Below are 15,765 nucleotides of genomic sequence, written 5' to 3'. Positions count from 1 at the left end.
CGTTGCCTAGGTGGCACGGCGGGGTCCGGGTCGGGGTCATGCCGCCTCCGTCCGGCCGGCCGCCATGCCTGCGGCGTCCAGGAGGGCCGTGCCGACGATGAGGTCGGCGCCGCCGAACTCCTCGTCGTCGAGTTCGGTGCCGTCGTCCACGGCGAAGAGCAGCTTCTCCTCGCCCTGGCGGTAGGCGGTGCCGACCGGCGGGCTGGCCGCGTGGACGGCCAGGAGGGCCAGCAGATAGGGCAGTTCGGGGTCGCGCAGGCGGGCTTCGGCGAGCAGGCCGGAGAGTCTGCGGGGCGCGTCGGAGGGCAGGTCGAGCAGTTCCATGGCGCTCGCGAGCTGTTCCTCGCTGAAGCGGCTGTCGTCCGGGGTGGCGATCAGATCGGGCTCGGGCATCTCCATGCCGAGGTGTTCGCGCTCCACGGGGGGCGTGAGCAGTATGTCGACGAGGTCGCCGACGCGGACGGAGACGGGCGTGCGCAGTCCGGTCCCGCGGGCGAAGAAGGCATCCGTCACGCGCGTGGCCCGCTCGGCGGGGAGCGGCAGGAGCGGGGCGAGGAGCTGCCCGTACAGATCGAGTCCCGAGCGCGCGGTGGGCGCCGCGAAGGCCTGGCGGTCCTGCTCGGCGCGGAACAGCGGGCCCGCTTCCAGGAGACGGGACTGCAGTTGGGTGTGGCGGCGGATGCAGTCCTTGACGATGTCGACCAGCTCGGCGGCGCGGCGCTTGTGCTCGGGGTCCTCGGACTCGTCGCGGGCCTTGCGGATGTTGGTCAGGATCGCGTTCTCGTGGCGATAGCGGTCGGCGACGTGGTCGAGCGCCTCGGCGATCATGTCGGGGACGGCCTGGAGCCAGTCCACCGCGCGGACGTTGCGCCGGGTGGCGTCGAGGGCCTTGCGCAGCGTCTCCGAAAACTGCACGGTGCGGTAGCGCGCCTGCTCGGCGGCGAGCTGCGCGTCGGCGAGCCTGCCGCGGTTGATCAGGACCTCCAGCTTCACCTCGGCGGCGATCTGGGCGCTGGTGACGTCGGTGTCGAGGGCGCCCACCAGGACGTTGACCGCCTCGTCGGTCGTGCGCAGATAGACACTGCCGCCGTACCCGGGGACCTCTTCGAGGAGCTTGAAGTCGTAGTCCCTGCGGACATAGGTGCCGTCGGGCGCGAACGTGCCGTACACCGCGCGGAAGCCGCGGTCGACGCTGCCGACGTTGATCAGGTTCTCCAGGACCCAGCGGGCCACCCGCTCGTGCTCGGCGGCCGGGCGGCGCGGGGCCTGGGCGGCGACGCGTGGCAGCAGCCGGGCGACGATCTGCTCGTGGTCGGCGCCGGTGTCGAAGTCCATGTTGAGCGTGACGAGGTCGATGGCCGACAGGGCCACCTCCGCCATCGCGTACACCGTGTACTCGCCCGCGAGGTTGGCCTTGCGCACGTCGAGGTCGTGCAGCGGAGCCGTGCAGGCGAGGGCGCGCAGGCGGCGCGCCAGGCCCTCGTCGGCGGCCGGGCCCTGAGCGGGCCTCGGCCCCGCGCTGAGCTGGGGCGGAGCAGTGTCCGTAACGGCAGGCGAAGTCACGGTGCACAGACTAAGTCCTCGGTCTGACAACGGTCGAAACGGGCAGAACCCTCAGCGGGCCCGGCACCGCCGTCGCCGCTCAGCCGATGCTGCCCACCCGTCGCCCGTACACCTCGACCAGGCCCGCGAGGGAGTCCTCCAGGTAGGCGGCCAGGAGCTGTTCGGCCCGTGCGGCGCTGCCCGCCCGCAGCGTCCGGAGGATCTGCTGGTTGCGTTCGAGGTAGGGCTCGTGGAGGCGGCGCGGATCGTCCACGACGTGGAAGGCCAGGCGCAGTTCGGCGAAGACGCTGCGCATCAGCTCGTCGGTGCGCGCGCTGCCCGCGAGGGCCACGAGCTCGCGGTGGAAGTGGATGTTGGCGGTGGAGACGCCCTTCCAGCGCTCGTCCGCGGCGGCGGCCACACCGTCCGCGACGGCGCCCGCGACGCCGTCCAGCGCGTACGGGGGCTCGCCGAGTCCGCGGACGACCGCGCACTCCACGAGGCGGCGCGTGCGGTAGATGTCCTCGACGTCCTCGACCGTGAGCACCCGCACGAAGACGCCGCGGTTGAGCTGGTGGACGAGGAGCCGTTCGTGCGTGAGCAGCCGGAAGGCCTCGCGGAGCGTGTTGCGGGAGACGCCGAGTGCTCCGCCGATGGCGTCCTCGGAGAGCCGTGCGCCGGGCGGGAAGTACCCCTCGGCTATGCGGCTCCTGAGGATGTCGGACACCCGCTCGGCCGTGCTGGTGCGCCCGAGGAGCGCACGGTCGTCGGCCAGGCCGCGCACTCCAGTCATCGCCTCCGCCATGCCGGGATTCAATCGCAGATACAAGAACGAGACAACATGGGTATTGAGGGATCGTTCAACGATCCTCTACCTTGGCGGGCACGGCTCACCACCCGGCGGGTCCATCGCGCTCGAACCGCTCGCGTACGACCCGCTCCGGCTCGACCCGCTCCAGCACCCTCCGTCCCTCATCTGCGAGGTGCCCATGAGCACGACCCCTCCCGTCAAGGCCGCCCCGGCCGACATCGGCCCCGAGAAGGACACCGGCCCCGGAAAGGACATACGCCCCGACGACAGCGGCGCCTTCGGCTGGCTGCGCGCGCTCGGTCCGCGCGGCCGCCGGGCCTTCGCCGGGGCGTTCGGCGGCTACGCCCTCGACTCCTACGACTACTTCACGCTGCCGCTGAGCATGGTGGCGCTCGCCGCCTACTTCGGCCTCGACAGCGGCCAGACCGGGCTCATCACCACCGTGACCCTGGTGGTCTCCGCCGTGGGCGGCGCCATCGCGGGCGTCATGGCCGACCGCATCGGCCGGGTCAAGGCGCTGATGATCACGGTCATCACCTACGCCGTCTTCACCGTGGCCTGCGGCTTCGCGCCCAACTACGAGACGCTGCTGGTCTTCCGGGCCCTTCAGGGACTCGGTTTCGGCGGTGAGTGGGCGGTCGGCGCGGTCCTCGTCGCCGAGTACACCTCCGCCAAGAACCGCGGCCGCACGCTCGGCGCGATCCAGAGCTCCTGGGCCGTGGGCTGGGGACTCGCAGTGATCGTCTACACCGTGGTCTTCCAGTTCCTCGACGAGGACCTCGCCTGGCGCGTGATGTTCTGGACGGGCGCGCTGCCCGCCCTCCTGATCATCTACGTGCGCCGCAACGTGCAGGACGCGCCCGAGGCCGCCGAGGAGCGGCGCAAGAGCGCCGACAAGGGCTCGTTCACGGCCATCTTCAAACCGGGACTGCTGCGCGTCACGCTCTTCGCGGTGCTCCTGTCCACGGGCGTGCAGGGCGGCTACTACACGCTGGCCACCTGGGTGCCCACGTATCTGAAGAGCGACCGCGGTCTCACCGTCGTCGGCACCGGCGGCTATCTGGCCTTCCTGATCTCCGGCGCCTTCATCGGCTATCTGGCCGGCGGCTATCTCACCGACAAGCTCGGCAGGAAGCGGAACATCACGCTCTTCGCCTTCCTCTCCGCGGCCTGCATCCTGGCGTACACGAACATCCCCGACGGGGCCAACGGCCTTCTTCTGGTGCTCGGTTTCCCGCTGGGCTTCTGCATGTCGGCGATCTTCAGCGGCTTCGGCTCGTTCCTCAGCGAGCTGTACCCGGCCGCCGTGCGCGGCACAGGACAGGGCTTCACGTACAACACCGGCCGCGCGGTCGGCGCCGTGTTCCCCACCATGGTCGGCTTCCTCGCCGACAGCTGGGGCGTCGGCGGCGCGCTGGTCTTCGGCGCCCTCGGCTACGGCCTCGCCGTCGTCGCGCTGTTCGGACTCCCGGAGACACGGGGAAGGGAACTGCTGTGACGCGACAGACACACACCACGGCCCCCGAGTACCGCGGCGCCGCCGAGGCCCGTGCGGCCTTCCGCGCGGGCGAGACGCGGCCGACCGCGGGCTGCGCGGCCGGGTACACGCAGGCCAACCTCATCTCCGTCCCCGCCGACTGGGCGTACGAGACGCTGCTGTTCTGCCAGCGGAACCCGAAGCCCTGCCCCGTGCTCGACGTCACGGACGCGGGTTCCTGGACCACTCCCCTGGCCCCGGACGCCGATCTGCGCACGGATCTGCCGCGCTACCGCGTGTGGGAGCACGGGAAGCTCACCGACGAGCCCACCGACGTCGTCGAGCACTGGCGTGCCGACCTGGTGTCGTTCCTGATCGGGTGCAGCTTCACCTTCGAATGGGCGCTCGCCGACGCGGGCGTACCCCTGCGCCACATCGAGCAGGGCCGCAACGTCCCGATGTACGTGACCGAGCGCCCCTGCCGCCCCGCCGGGCGCCTGCACGGCCCCATGGTGGTCTCCATGCGGCCCGTGCCGCCCGAGCACCTGGCCGACGCCATCAGGGAGAGCTCCCTGATGCCCGCGGTGCACGGCAGCCCGGTGCACTGCGGTGACCCCACGGGGCTCGGCATCGCCGACCTGGACCGGCCCGACTTCGGTGACCCGGTGGCCCTGCGGCCCGGCGACATCCCGGTCTTCTGGGCGTGCGGGGTGACTCCGCAGGCCGCGGTGATGGCGTCCGAGCCACCCTTCGCGATCACGCACGCGCCCGGCCGAATGTTCGTCACCGACGCCCGGGACGCGCAGTACCGCGTGGCGTGACCGATGAGAACCACAGGAGACTTACCCGTATGAGCACCCCCTCCATCGACCTCAACGCCGATCTCGGCGAGGGCTTCGGCCGCTGGCACCTGACCGACGACGAAGAGCTGCTGTCCGTCGTCACCAGCGCCAACGTGGCCTGCGGCTTCCACGCGGGCGACCCGGCCACCATGCGCCGGGTGTGCGAGCGCGCCGCCGAGCGCGGAGTACGGATCGGGGCGCAGGTCTCCTACCGCGACCTGGCGGGCTTCGGCCGGCGCGCGATGGACGTGCCGGCCGCCGAGCTCGCGGCCGAAGTGGCGTACCAGATCGGCGCCCTGGAGGTGTTCGCGCGGGCGGCGGGCACGCGCGTGTCGTACGTCAAGCCGCACGGCGCGCTCTACAACCGCGTCGTCCATGACGAGGACCAGGCGGGCGCGGTCGTCGAGGGCGTCCTCCTCGCGAATGACTCGATGCCCCTCCTGGGGCTGCCCGGTTCGCGCCTCCTGGAGGCGGCGGACGAGGCCGGTCTCCCGGTCGTCACCGAGGCGTTCGCGGACCGCGCCTACACCGACGAGGGCACCCTGGTCCCGCGCGGCAGCGAGGGCGCGGTGATCACGGACGCGGACGCGGTCGTCGAACGCTCCCTCGGCATGGCCGGGCCCGGCGTCGTCACCTCGCTCTCGGGGCGCGAGATCGCGGTCCGCGCGCGGTCGCTGTGCCTGCACGGCGACACCCCGGGAGCCGTGGACCTGGCCCGGCGCGTGCGCTCCCGCCTGGAGTCGGCGGGCGTCCGCGTGGAGGCCTTCGTATGAGGGCCCTGCCGGTGGGCGAGCATGCCCTGCTGGTCGAACTGGCCGACGGTACCGAGGCCCAGGCGCTCCACGCCGAGCTGCTGCGCCGAAGGGCCACGGGCGCCCTGCGGGTGCGGGAGATCGTTCCCGCGGCCCGGACCGTGCTCCTGGACGGCCTCGACGATCCCGCACGCGTCCGGGCCGAGCTGCCGCACTGGGAGGTCCCGCCGCTGCCCCCGCGCGAGGGCGCCGTCCTGGAGATCCCGGTGCGCTACGACGGCCCCGACCTCGCCGACGTGGCGGCGCACTGGGGTGTGGGCGTGCCGGAGGTGGCACGCATCCACTCGGCGGCCGAGTTCCGCGTCGCGTTCTGCGGGTTCGCGCCCGGCTTCGGCTATCTGACCGGCCTCGCCGAGCGCTACGAAGTGCCCCGCCGGGCCACGCCCCGCACCACCGTCCCGCGCGGCAGCGTCGCGCTCGCCGGGCCGTACACGGGCGTCTACCCGCGCGCCTCGCCCGGCGGCTGGCAACTGATCGGCTCGACGGACGTCGTGCTGTGGGATCATGCGCGCGTGCCCGCGGCCCTGCTCTCCCCCGGCGTGCGCGTCCGCTTCGTCGCGGTCGGCGCACCGGAGGGCCCATGACCGACCGTGCCTTCGTCGTCGTGCGGCCCGGGGCCCTGACCACCGTGCAGGACCGCGGCCGCCCCGGCCACGCCCACCTCGGGGTGCCCCGCTCGGGAGCCCTCGACCCGCCCGCGGCGCGCCTGGTGAACCGCCTGGTGGGCAACGACCCCGAGGCCGCCGTCCTGGAGACCACCCTCGACGGCTGTGCCGTGCGCCCCCGCCGCCCCGTGACGGTCGCGGTCGGCGGCGCCCCCTGCCCGGTGACCGTGGACGGCCGCCCCGCTGCCTGGGGAGCCCCGCTGCGGGTGCCGGCCGGGGCGCTCCTGAACGTCGGGTCCGTCGTCTCCGGAGTACGGAGCTACGTCGCGTTCGACGGGGGCGTGGCAGCCGATCCCGTGCTCGGCAGCCGCTCGACGGATCTGCTCTCCGGGCTCGGCCCGCCGCCGCTCGCGACGGGCGCCGTACTGCCGCTCGGCGACCCGAGCGGTACGCACGCACGCGTGGACGCCGCTCCGCAGCCCGCGCCCCCCGAGGAGCTGGTGCTCGCGGTGACGCTCGGGCCTCGGTCGGACTGGTTCACGGCGGCGGCGCTGCGCACGCTGACCACGCGCGCGTACCGCGTGTCGTCGGCGAGCAACCGCATCGGCCTGCGCACCGAGGGGCCCGCCCTGGAGCGCGCCGCCGGGGGCGAGCTGCCGAGCGAGGGCATGGTCCTCGGCGCCGTCCAGGTGCCGCCCGACGGCAGGCCCGTCGTCTTCCTCGCCGACCACCCCACCACCGGGGGCTACCCGGTCGTCGCGGTCGTCCGCGAGGCGGACCTGGCGGCGGCGGCCCAGGCGCCACCGGGGACGCCGGTGCGCTTCGTCCGCGTCGGCCGCCGCTGACCCCGCCGGAGCCACGGCCCCGCGGCCGTGGCTCCGGCGGACTTCCGGCTACACCGCAGGAGCGTCAGGGCCGATCCGGCTGCGGACCGCGGTCTGCACCTCGTCCTCCTCGGCGGGGTCGGCGGCGAGCCTGCGGAGGCGGTTGACCACGCGGGCGTCACCGGTCTCGGCGTGCCGCGCGGCGACCTCGCGGGTGGACTCCTCGCAGTCCCAGAGGCACTCGACGGCGAATCCGGCGGCGAAGGAGGGATCGGTGGCGGCGAGCGCGCGGGCGGCGCGGCCGCGGAGGTGGGATGAGGCGGTCTCGCGGTAGACGTGGCGCAGCACGGGGGCCGCGCAGGCGATGCCGAGGCGTCCCGCGCCGTCGACGAGGCTCCACAGCGTCGGCGCGTCGGGGCCCTCGCCCCTGACCGCCTCGCGCAGCGCGGCGAGGACCGGCTTGCTGTCCTGTGCCCCGCCCCGGCAGGCGAGCACGCGCCCGGCGGCGGCCCCGAGTTCGTCCGGCCGGTAGGCCCAGCGTCGGGCGCGCTCGACGGCGGCGACGCTCCGCATCCGTTCGAAGGCCTCAAGGGCGGCGTCCACGACGACCCGGGAGGAGTCCTCCACGGCGTACTCGATGAGGTCGAGGACGGCCGGGTCCTGGGCGTCGGCCAGATAGCGCAGGGCGGTGCCGCGGGCCCCGTCGGAGCCGCCGCGGGCGGCCTCGATGATCTCGGTCCTGTCGTCGGGCCCCGCGACGGCGGACAGGCAGCGGGCGGCCGGCACGTGCAGCACGGCTCCGCGCTCCAGACCCTCCTGGGCCCAGTCGAAGACGGCCTGGACGCTCCAGCCGGGGCGCGGCCCGGACGGCCGCATCTGGCGCTGCCAGCGGTCGAAGGAGCCCTGCTCGCGCGCGGCTCGCACGCGGGCACCGACGTCGGGGCGCGGATCTTCTTCCCAGAGCCGCCAGGGGCGCGGTTCGTAGGCGTCGCGGACGACGGCGGCCAGCTCGGCCTCGCCCTCCGCGTCGGCGGGGAACCTGGCGAGCACGGGGGCGGCGAGGGCGCGCAGGCCCGCGTCGTCGTCCCGCAGGGCGAGCTCGTCGAGGGCCCAGGCCCAGTTGGCCCCGGATCGCGCGTACCCGCGCAGGAGTTCCAGGGCGTCGTCGCGGCCGTAGGAGGCGAGGTGGCCGAGGACCGCCAGGGCGAGCCCGGTCCGTGAGTCGTCGGTGTCGAGGACGTCCTCGGCGTCGAAGAGGTGCCGCTCGATCTCGCCGAGCCCGCCGTTCAGGTCGAGGTAGAGCCGTGCGTAGTACAGCGAACGGTTCTCCACCTGCCAGTCGTGGCGTGGATCGTTCAGCACGCAGTGGTCGATGGCGGCGAGCGCCTCGTGCCGGGGTGCCGTGAGGGCGTGCAGGGTGCCGTCGCCGCGGCCCCGCTGCAACAGGCCGAGCAGCGTACCGCTGGGCGCTATGACCGGATCGAACATGGGAAACAGCCTCACATCAAGCGTCGACGCAACCGGGAATCTCGCATTACCTGGCCGTGCGCCAACACGTCGGGCCGCCCGCGGTCTCTTGCTTGTCGAAGACCATTTTCCTCTGCCTCTCGTCAGTGGCCCCATGGGTCCCGGACGGGAGGTCCGGGGGCGGGCCGCTCACGGCCCACGCGGTGCGGCAGAACCTGCCCCGCCGTCGCGTCCGTGAATCACTTCGTCATGATGACCCGGCGGTCGTGCCCGCCGCGACCACATTTCCTGCGCCCCCGTCGTTGCTGGTCAGGTACCCGCTCAGGCGGCCCCGAACAGCTCGATCAGCTCGGTCTTCGCGAACATCCTGGCGGTGTCGATCGCCGACGGCGTGCCCGCGGCCGGATCGGCGCCGCCGTCGAGGAGAGCCCGGATCACCTCGTTCTCGCCCTTGAAGACGGCCCCGGCGAGCGGCGTCTGTCCCCGGTCGTTGGAGCGGTTGGCGTCGCCGCCGCGCTCCAGGAGCGCCCGGACGGCCTCGGCGTGCCCGTGGTAGGCGGCGAGCATCACCAGGGTGTCGCCGCTGTCGTTGGTGAGGTTCGCCGGGACACCGGCGTCGACGTATGCCGCGAGCGCCGCGGTGTCGCCCTGGCGTGCCAGATCAAAGATCTTGGTCGCCAGCTCCACGACCTCGGGGTCATGGGCTTCGCTCATGGGGGCGTCCGCCTTTCTGGGTGCGCTGCGTGTGCAGCCGTACGAGTGAATCGACAGGGTACTGCCCTCGCGGGCACATGGCGCGGTCCGGCCGATGCGGAGGCCATGACCACCGCCACGGATGGCCTGACCTGCTCACGAGTGGCCCTGGAGCCCTCCGCCGTTCGAGCGAAATCGTGAAGATTTCACCCATTTGCACCTTTTGTCGTATGGATACATGCTGTGAGCCTGGAACAACTCATGGTGACTGTCCCCTCGACCAGGAGAACGCTCATGATCCTGTCCATCTCAGGTGTCGTGCTGCTCGGAATCATCGTCTTCCTCTTCTTCCGCAAGGACGGACTCAAGGCCTCCCACGCCCTGGTCTGCGCCCTCTTCGGCTTCTACCTCGCCGGCACCGCCCTCGCGCCGAGCATCAAGGCCAGCGGCGCGAGCCTGGCGAGCCTTCTCGGCGGGATCAAGTTCTGACCGCCCCGCCCCCCGTACGCACCTCCAGGAGACAGACGTGGCCAGGCGCCCACTCCCCCGCATTCTGAGCAACGGCACCGCGTCCATCGCGCGCGGCCGGGAGATGGCACGGTCGGCCGCCGACAGCGCCACCGACGTCCTCCACCCGCTGATCACGATCACCCGTGGGCTGCGCCGCCTCGCCGGGGCCGGGCGGCGCAAGTGGTCGGACACGCCCAAGGACAGGCGCGGGCCCCTGCTGTTCATGGCCGCCTCCGTGGTCCTCGTGGTGGCCCTCGTGCCCTTCGGGGGCATGCTGGCCCTCATCTGCCTGATGGGAGCGGCCGCCTGGGCGGGCCGCGAGCGCACCGAACCCGTTCCGGAGGGCCCCGACGAGGCGCAGGCGCAGCGGCTCCAGTCCCTCTACGAAGCGCTCGTGCCCTACTTCTCCGTCCCCGAGGACCCCGCCCCGCTCTACGCCCACGGCGGCGACTGGGAAGCGGCCCTCATCTCGTACGACTTCGACGACACCGGCCGCGTCTCCTGCCTCGGCGTGCGTTATCCCGCGTACTTCGCGGACGGCGACCTGGAGTCCCGCGCGCGCGTGGAGGCGCTGCTGCACGCGAAGGCGGGGCGCGGACGCGAGTACCACTTCGCGTGGGACGAGGAGGCCAACGAACTGACGGTCACCGTCCTCGCGCCCCTGCCCACCGACATCGCGGCCCAGCGCTTCGTCACCGCCCCCGGCGAGACCGTCCTCGGCTTCACCGACGAGACCGGCGTGCAGCGCACCCTCCCGGTGGCCGACGGCGACGGCACGCGCGACGCGCCCCCCGTCGTGTGGCGCACGGGCATCCGCTCCACCGAGCCCCATCTGCTGATCGCGGGCCGGCCGGGCAGCGGCGCCACGACGCTGCTGCGGTCCATCGCCCTCCAGGCGCTCCAGTACGGCGACGTCCTGATCGTCGAGGGCGGCGGCACCGGTGACTACGCGTGCCTGGCGGGCCGCGAGGGAGTGCTCGCCATCGAGTGCGGCCTCGCCGGGGCGCGGGCGAGCCTCGAATGGGCGGCGCACGAGACCGAGCGCAGGCTCATCGCCGCCAACCGCGCCCGGCAGGCGGGCCATCCCCAGCCCGAGGACATCAAGCGCCCCCTGTGGCTGCTGATCGACCGCCCGAGCGCGCTCGGCCACCTCGCCGCGGCCGACGGCCGCGACGACCCGCAGTCACTGCTCCACGTCCCGCTGCGGCACGGCAGGGCGGCCAACGTGACGGTCGTGGTGGCCGAACAGCTCGACTGCCTGGACGCCCTGAGCGACGCCGTGCGGCAGCACACACGCGCGCGTGTCGTGCTCGGGCCCGCCGTTCCGTACCAGCTCGCGGAAGTACTCGGCACACCACCGCACACGACCCCAACCCCGGACGTCCCGCCGGGCAGGGGCTACGCGCGGCTCGGCACAGGACCGGTGCACCGCCTCCAGGTGCCCGCCACGCCCGACCCCTACGACGACGCCACGAGCGAGACGCACCGCTGGGCGGTCATGGAACTGCTCCCGCCGCGGAGCGCCCCGGCCGAGGTCGCCCACGCGGCGGAGGGCTGAGCCGCCCGGGGCGTCAGGCGACGAAGGAGTGCGTGGCCTGGGTGCCGGCGCCTGCGCCGCTCTCCACCAGGCGGGCCGCCGCGGCGAGCCGCACCGCGGCCTCCTCGGCCACCGCGCCGCCCACGGTGAACGGCAGTCGTACGTACCCCTCGAAGGCGCCGTCGACCCCGAAGCGCGGCCCCGACGGCACCCGCACGCCGACGCGCTCGCCCACTTCGGCCAGGCGTGACCCGGAGAGCCCCCCGGTGCGCACCCAGAGCGTCAGGCCGCCGCGCGGCACCTCGAACTCCCAGTCGGGCAGCTCGCGGCGGACGGCGGCGACCAGCGCGTCACGGTTCTCCCTGGCCTGGTCCTTGCGCAGGCCGACGGCGGACTGCCAGCCGCCGGTGTTCAGGAGCCAGTTCACGGCGAGCTGTTCGAGCACGGGGGTGCCGAGGTCGGCGTAGGCGCGGGCGGCCACCAGGCTGCGGATCACGTCGGGGGCGGCCCGCACCCAGCCGATGCGCATCCCCGCCCAGAACGCCTTGCTCGCCGAGCCGACGGTGATGACCGTGGAGCCCGCCGGGTCGAACCCGCAGACGGGGCGCGGCATGTCCAGGTCCGCGTCGAGCCCGAGCTCGCTCATGGTCTCGTCGACGACGAGGACCGTGCCCGCCGAGCGTGCGGCTTCGACGAGCTGCCTGCGCTGGTCCTCGTCGGCGAGCGCGCCGGTGGGGTTGTGGAAGTCGGCGACGACGTACGCGAGCCGGGGCGCGGCGTCGCGCAGGATCTGCCGCCAGCGGTCCATGTCCCAGCCGGTCAGCCCCTCGGCCATGGCCACGGGGACGAGCCTCGCCCCGGCCTCGCGCATGAGCTGGAGGATGTTGGCGTACGAGGGGGATTCGACGGCGATACGTTCGCCGCGCCCGGCGAAGAGATGGCAGATGGCGTCGATGGCGCCCATCGCGCCCGTGGTCACCATGATCTGCTCGGGCATGGTCGGGATCCCGCGCGCGGTGTAGCCCTCGGCGAGCATCTCGCGCAGCGCGGGCAGCCCGGCGGGGTAGTCGCCGTGCGTGTGCGCGTACGGCGGCAGCGCTTCGAGGGCGCCCTGGACGGCGCGGGTGAGCCAGGGCTCGGGCGCGGGCAGCGCGGCGCACCCCAGGTCGATCATGGAGCCGAGCGCCTCGGGCGGCAGCGGTTCGAGGCCGCGCGCGGGCAGCGGGTTCCCTGCGGGGACGGCCGTCCAGCTCCCCGCTCCCCTGCGGGACTCCAGGAACCCCTCGGTGCGCAGCGCCTCGTAGGCGGCGGCGACGGTGGTGCGGCTGACGGCGAGGGCCAGGGCGAGCTCCCGCTCGGCGGGCAGGCGGGCGGCGACCGGGACGCGGCCTTCGAGGACGAGCAGTCGGATACCGTCGGCCAGGGCCCGGTAGGCGGGCGGCCGTCGTGTGCCCGTGCCGCTCGGCCTGGCCTGCTGGGAGGCGAGGAGCCTGGCGAGCTGCGTCGAGCCCATCGCCGAAGTCCACTGAGCCATGATGACCGGTCCACCTTCCCCGAATTGGCCATGGTTGCGGCCTGCTTCCACGCCACAGGGTGTCACGTGTCCAGCCACCAGCACCACAGGGGGAGCTTTCCTTGTCCGGTAGGAAGTCCACTACGAAGCCCCGCACGCGGCCCGGTACGAAGCCTGGTCCGAGACCCCGCAGCGCGCCGCACCCGCGGTCCCTCCTTCCCCGACGGCTGATCCAGCTCTACGGAGGCCTCGTCCTGTACGGCGTGAGTTCCGGGCTGATGATCGAGGCGGGCTTCGGGCCCGAGCCGTGGAACGTGCTCAACCAGGGCCTGTCGGAACTGACCGGCCACTCCATCGGCATCGTGTCGATCGTGGTGGGCGCGGCCGTGCTCCTCCTGTGGATACCGCTGCGCCAGCGGCCCGGCCTCGGCACGGTGTCGAACGTCATCGTCTGCGGTGTGGCGATGGACGCCGTCCTGGCGCTGCTGCCGGACACCCACACCCTCGCCGTCCGCGTCCCGCTGCTGGCCGCCGGAGTCCTCCTCAACGGAGTGGCGACCGGGCTCTACATCTCCGCCGCCTTCGGTCCCGGGCCGAGGGACGGCCTCATGACGGGCCTGCACGCGCGCACCGGCCGCTCGGTCCGGCTGATCCGGACCTCGATCGAGGTGGCCGTCGTCGCCACCGGCTTCGCGCTCGGCGGCACCGTCGGCGTCGGCACGGTCCTCTACGCCCTGTCGATCGGCCCGCTCGCCCAGTACTTCCTGCGCCTCTTCGCCCTGCCCTCGCCGGCCGCCGGACATGCGGCGGCCTCGGGAGGGCCTTCGGAGCAGGCGATACTTCAGCCGTGACCTCGCGCGTACGCCATCCCTATCTCGATCACCCGGGGCCGCTCGCCCTCGCCCACCGCGGGGGCGCCGCGGACGGCCTGGAGAACACCGCCGCCGCGTTCCGGCGGGCGGTCGAGCTGGGCTACCGCTACATCGAGACCGATGTGCACGCCACGTCCGACGGGCGCCTCGTGGCCTTCCACGACGAGACGCTGGACCGCGTGACGGACGCGGCGGGACGCATCATCGACCTGCCCTGGAGCGAGGTGCGCCACGCGCGCGTGGCCGGCCATGAACCGGTGCCCCTCTTCGAGGAGCTGCTCGAAGCGTTCCCGGAGGTGCGCTGGAACGTGGACGTGAAGGCGGAGCCCGCGCTCCTGCCACTCCTTGAGCTGCTCCGCCGCACCGACAGCTGGGACCGCGTCTGCGTCGGCTCGTTCTCCGAGGCCCGGGTGGCCAGGGCCCGGCGCATCGCGGGCCCGCGCCTCGCCACCTCGCTGGGCACCCGTGGCGTGGCGGCGCTGCGCCTGCTCTCGTACGGCGTCCCGGTGGCCCCGCACCGCTCGGCGGTCTGCGCGCAGGTGCCCGAGACGCACGCCGGGATCCGCGTCGTCGACCGCCGCTTCGTCCGCGCGGCCCACGCGCGCGGGCTTCAGGTGCACGTGTGGACGGTGAACGACGCCGAGCGGATGGCCGCCCTTCTTGACCTGGGCGTGGATGGCATAGTTTCCGATCACATCGAGACGCTGCGCGAGGTGCTGAAGGACCGGGGGACCTGGGTCTGACCGCCACAAGGGCGGCACACCACGGGGAACAGCGAGGTCATGGGTGAGCACCGACACCGTGCGGGAGGCGGCGGCCGAGAGCGCCGGACGACGGCGCGAGCAGCAGGGCTGGTACGTGTACGACTGGGCCTGCTCGGTCTACTCCACGAGCGTCCTGACCGTGTTCCTCGGGCCCTATCTCACGGAGATCGCCAAGGCGGCCGCCGGCCCCGACGGGTACGTCCATCCGCTGGGCATCCCGGTCAGCGCCGGATCGTTCTTCGCGTACACCGTCTCCGCGTCCGTGCTGGTGTCGGTCTTCGTGATGCCGATGGCGGCCGCTTCCGCCGACCGCGGCGGCCGCAAGAAGCCGCTCCTCGCGGTGGCCGCCTATCTGGGCGCCGCCGCGACGACGGGCATGTTCTTCCTGGACGGCGACCGCTATCTACTCGGCGGCTTCCTGCTGATCGTCGCCAATGCCTCGCTCGCCGTCTCGATGGTGCTCTACAACTCCTACCTTCCGCAGATCGCCCTCCCCCACGAACGGGACGCGGTCTCCTCGCGCGGCTGGGCCTTCGGCTACGCCGCGGGCGCGCTCGTCCTGGTGGCGAACCTGGTGCTGTTCCTGGCTCACGACAGCTTCGGCGTCTCGGAGGGCACGGCGGTCCGCATCTGCCTGGCCGCGGCGGGCGTGTGGTGGGGCGCCTTCACCCTCGTACCCCTGAAGCGGCTGCGGGACCGGCGGGCCGCGCCGTCGGAGTCCGCCGCGCCCGGGGGGCTTCGGCAGCTCGCGTCGACGGTGCGTGACATGCGGCGCCACCCCCACACGCTGGCGTTCCTGCTGGCCTACCTGGTCTACAACGACGGCGTGCAGACGGTGATCTCGCAGGCGTCCGTCTACGGCTCCGAGGAACTGGGGCTCGGCCAGTCCACGCTGATCGTCGCGGTCCTGCTCGTGCAGGTCCTCGCGGTCGCCGGGGCGCTCACCATGGGCAGGCTCGCGCGGACCCACGGGGCCAAGAGAACCATCCTCGGCTCCCTGCTCGCCTGGACGGTGACGATCGGGGCCGGGTATTTCCTGCCGGCGGGGGCGCCCGTCTGGTTCTTCGTCCTGGCCGCCGGAATCGGACTTGTGCTCGGGGGCACCCAGGCGCTCTCCCGTTCGCTCTTCTCGCACCTGGTCCCGCGCGGCAAGGAGGCCGAGTACTTCTCCGCGTACGAGATCAGCGACCGCGGCATGGCCTGGCTCGGGCCCCTGATCTTCGGGCTCACCTACCAGCTCACGGGGAGCTACCGGGACGCGATCGTCTCCCTCGTGGTCTTCTTCCTGCTGGGTTTCGCCCTGCTCGCGAGGGTGCCGGTACGGCGTGCGGTGCGCGACGCGGGGAACCCGGTACCCGAGCGGATTTAGCAACTGAGGCCAAAGGCCGGTAGTGTACGCGTTTGGCCTGCCAGGCGGACCGTTACTGCGAGCTTAAGTGTCAAGAACGCTGGGTGACATCTGCTGCCAGAGGTGACAAACCGGGCACTGGTGGGTA

At 73.1% G+C, this 15,765-nt stretch carries 15 protein-coding genes; 10 read left to right on the top strand and 5 right to left on the bottom strand.

The features are described from left to right. Window positions 1–36 precede the first annotated feature (36 nt). Both ACZ6JY_RS20050 and ACZ6JY_RS20045 read right to left on the bottom strand, forming a co-directional pair. Window positions 37–1,563 (bottom strand): hypothetical protein, encoded by a 1,527-nt coding sequence (locus tag ACZ6JY_RS20050; protein WP_469197308.1) that lies wholly within the window; start codon window positions 1,561–1,563, stop codon window positions 37–39. A gap of 79 nt (window positions 1,564–1,642) precedes the next feature. Next, a complete protein-coding gene (locus ACZ6JY_RS20045) occupies window positions 1,643–2,347 on the bottom strand; it encodes a GntR family transcriptional regulator (protein ID WP_469197307.1) in 705 nt (234 codons plus the stop codon). A gap of 184 nt (window positions 2,348–2,531) precedes the next feature. On the opposite strand from ACZ6JY_RS20045, the gene ACZ6JY_RS20040 reads away from it, so the two are divergent. Genes ACZ6JY_RS20040 through ACZ6JY_RS20020 form a run of 5 tightly spaced genes read left to right on the top strand, consistent with a single transcriptional unit; the run spans window position 2,532 to window position 6,934 of the window. Beyond that, a complete protein-coding gene (locus ACZ6JY_RS20040; protein ID WP_469197361.1) occupies window positions 2,532–3,851 on the top strand; it encodes an MFS transporter in 1,320 nt (439 codons plus the stop codon). After that, window positions 3,848–4,651 (top strand): putative hydro-lyase, encoded by an 804-nt coding sequence (locus tag ACZ6JY_RS20035; protein WP_469197306.1) that lies wholly within the window; start codon window positions 3,848–3,850, stop codon window positions 4,649–4,651. The genes ACZ6JY_RS20040 and ACZ6JY_RS20035 overlap by 4 nt, the downstream gene beginning before the upstream one ends. Window positions 4,652–4,680: 29 nt before the next feature. Then, window positions 4,681–5,445 (top strand): LamB/YcsF family protein, encoded by a 765-nt coding sequence (locus ACZ6JY_RS20030; RefSeq protein ID WP_469197305.1) that lies wholly within the window; start codon window positions 4,681–4,683, stop codon window positions 5,443–5,445. After that, window positions 5,442–6,068, top strand: a complete 627-nt coding sequence (locus tag ACZ6JY_RS20025) for a 5-oxoprolinase subunit B family protein (RefSeq protein WP_469197304.1) — start codon at window positions 5,442–5,444, stop codon at window positions 6,066–6,068. The genes ACZ6JY_RS20030 and ACZ6JY_RS20025 overlap by 4 nt, the downstream gene beginning before the upstream one ends. Beyond that, window positions 6,065–6,934, top strand: coding sequence for a 5-oxoprolinase subunit C family protein (locus ACZ6JY_RS20020; protein ID WP_469197303.1), 870 nt, complete (start codon window positions 6,065–6,067; stop codon window positions 6,932–6,934). The genes ACZ6JY_RS20025 and ACZ6JY_RS20020 overlap by 4 nt, the downstream gene beginning before the upstream one ends. 48 nt (window positions 6,935–6,982) lie before the next feature. On the opposite strand, the gene ACZ6JY_RS20015 is transcribed toward ACZ6JY_RS20020, so the two are convergent. Next, window positions 6,983–8,401: a HEAT repeat domain-containing protein gene (locus ACZ6JY_RS20015; protein ID WP_469197302.1), complete on the bottom strand. Its 1,419-nt coding sequence runs from the start codon at window positions 8,399–8,401 to the stop codon at window positions 6,983–6,985. A 300-nt stretch (window positions 8,402–8,701) separates the two neighbouring features. Beyond that, complete coding sequence (locus tag ACZ6JY_RS20010) at window positions 8,702–9,094, bottom strand: ankyrin repeat domain-containing protein (RefSeq protein ID WP_469197301.1); 393 nt, start codon at window positions 9,092–9,094, stop codon at window positions 8,702–8,704. 273 nt (window positions 9,095–9,367) lie between these two features. On the opposite strand from ACZ6JY_RS20010, the gene ACZ6JY_RS20005 reads away from it, so the two are divergent. Both ACZ6JY_RS20005 and ACZ6JY_RS20000 read left to right on the top strand, forming a co-directional pair. After that, window positions 9,368–9,562 carry a hypothetical protein gene (locus ACZ6JY_RS20005; RefSeq protein WP_062779671.1) on the top strand — a complete coding sequence of 65 codons (195 nt, stop codon included), beginning with the start codon at window positions 9,368–9,370 and terminating at the stop codon, window positions 9,560–9,562. Window positions 9,563–9,599: 37 nt separating this feature from the next. Then, the gene (locus tag ACZ6JY_RS20000; protein WP_469197300.1) at window positions 9,600–11,141 is read left to right on the top strand and encodes a hypothetical protein; all 1,542 of its coding nucleotides are present in this window, start codon (window positions 9,600–9,602) and stop codon (window positions 11,139–11,141) included. A 13-nt stretch (window positions 11,142–11,154) separates the two neighbouring features. Here the strand turns inward: ACZ6JY_RS20000 and ACZ6JY_RS19995 are convergent, their stop codons facing one another. Next, entirely contained in the window at window positions 11,155–12,654 is a 1,500-nt protein-coding gene (locus ACZ6JY_RS19995) for an SCO1417 family PLP biosynthesis transcription factor (RefSeq protein ID WP_469197299.1), read from the bottom strand. A gap of 206 nt (window positions 12,655–12,860) precedes the next feature. Here ACZ6JY_RS19995 and yczE point away from each other — a divergent pair, with 206 nt between their 5' ends. The 3 genes from yczE to ACZ6JY_RS19980 are packed head-to-tail and all read left to right on the top strand — an operon-like array spanning window position 12,861 to window position 15,638. Continuing rightward, on the top strand, window positions 12,861–13,484 hold the full coding sequence (yczE, locus tag ACZ6JY_RS19990; protein ID WP_469197360.1) for a membrane protein YczE: 624 nt from the start codon (window positions 12,861–12,863) through the stop codon (window positions 13,482–13,484). After that, the gene (locus ACZ6JY_RS19985) at window positions 13,481–14,248 is read left to right on the top strand and encodes a glycerophosphodiester phosphodiesterase (protein WP_469197298.1); all 768 of its coding nucleotides are present in this window, start codon (window positions 13,481–13,483) and stop codon (window positions 14,246–14,248) included. Before yczE ends, ACZ6JY_RS19985 begins: the two co-directional genes overlap by 4 nt. Window positions 14,249–14,291: 43 nt before the next feature. Further along, window positions 14,292–15,638: an MFS transporter gene (locus tag ACZ6JY_RS19980; RefSeq protein WP_469197297.1), complete on the top strand. Its 1,347-nt coding sequence runs from the start codon at window positions 14,292–14,294 to the stop codon at window positions 15,636–15,638. The last annotated feature ends 127 nt before the right edge of the window (window positions 15,639–15,765 follow it).

This window comes from Streptomyces sp. NPDC046335, from assembly GCF_055587985.1.
This window is presented reverse-complemented; position numbering and strand designations above follow the sequence as displayed.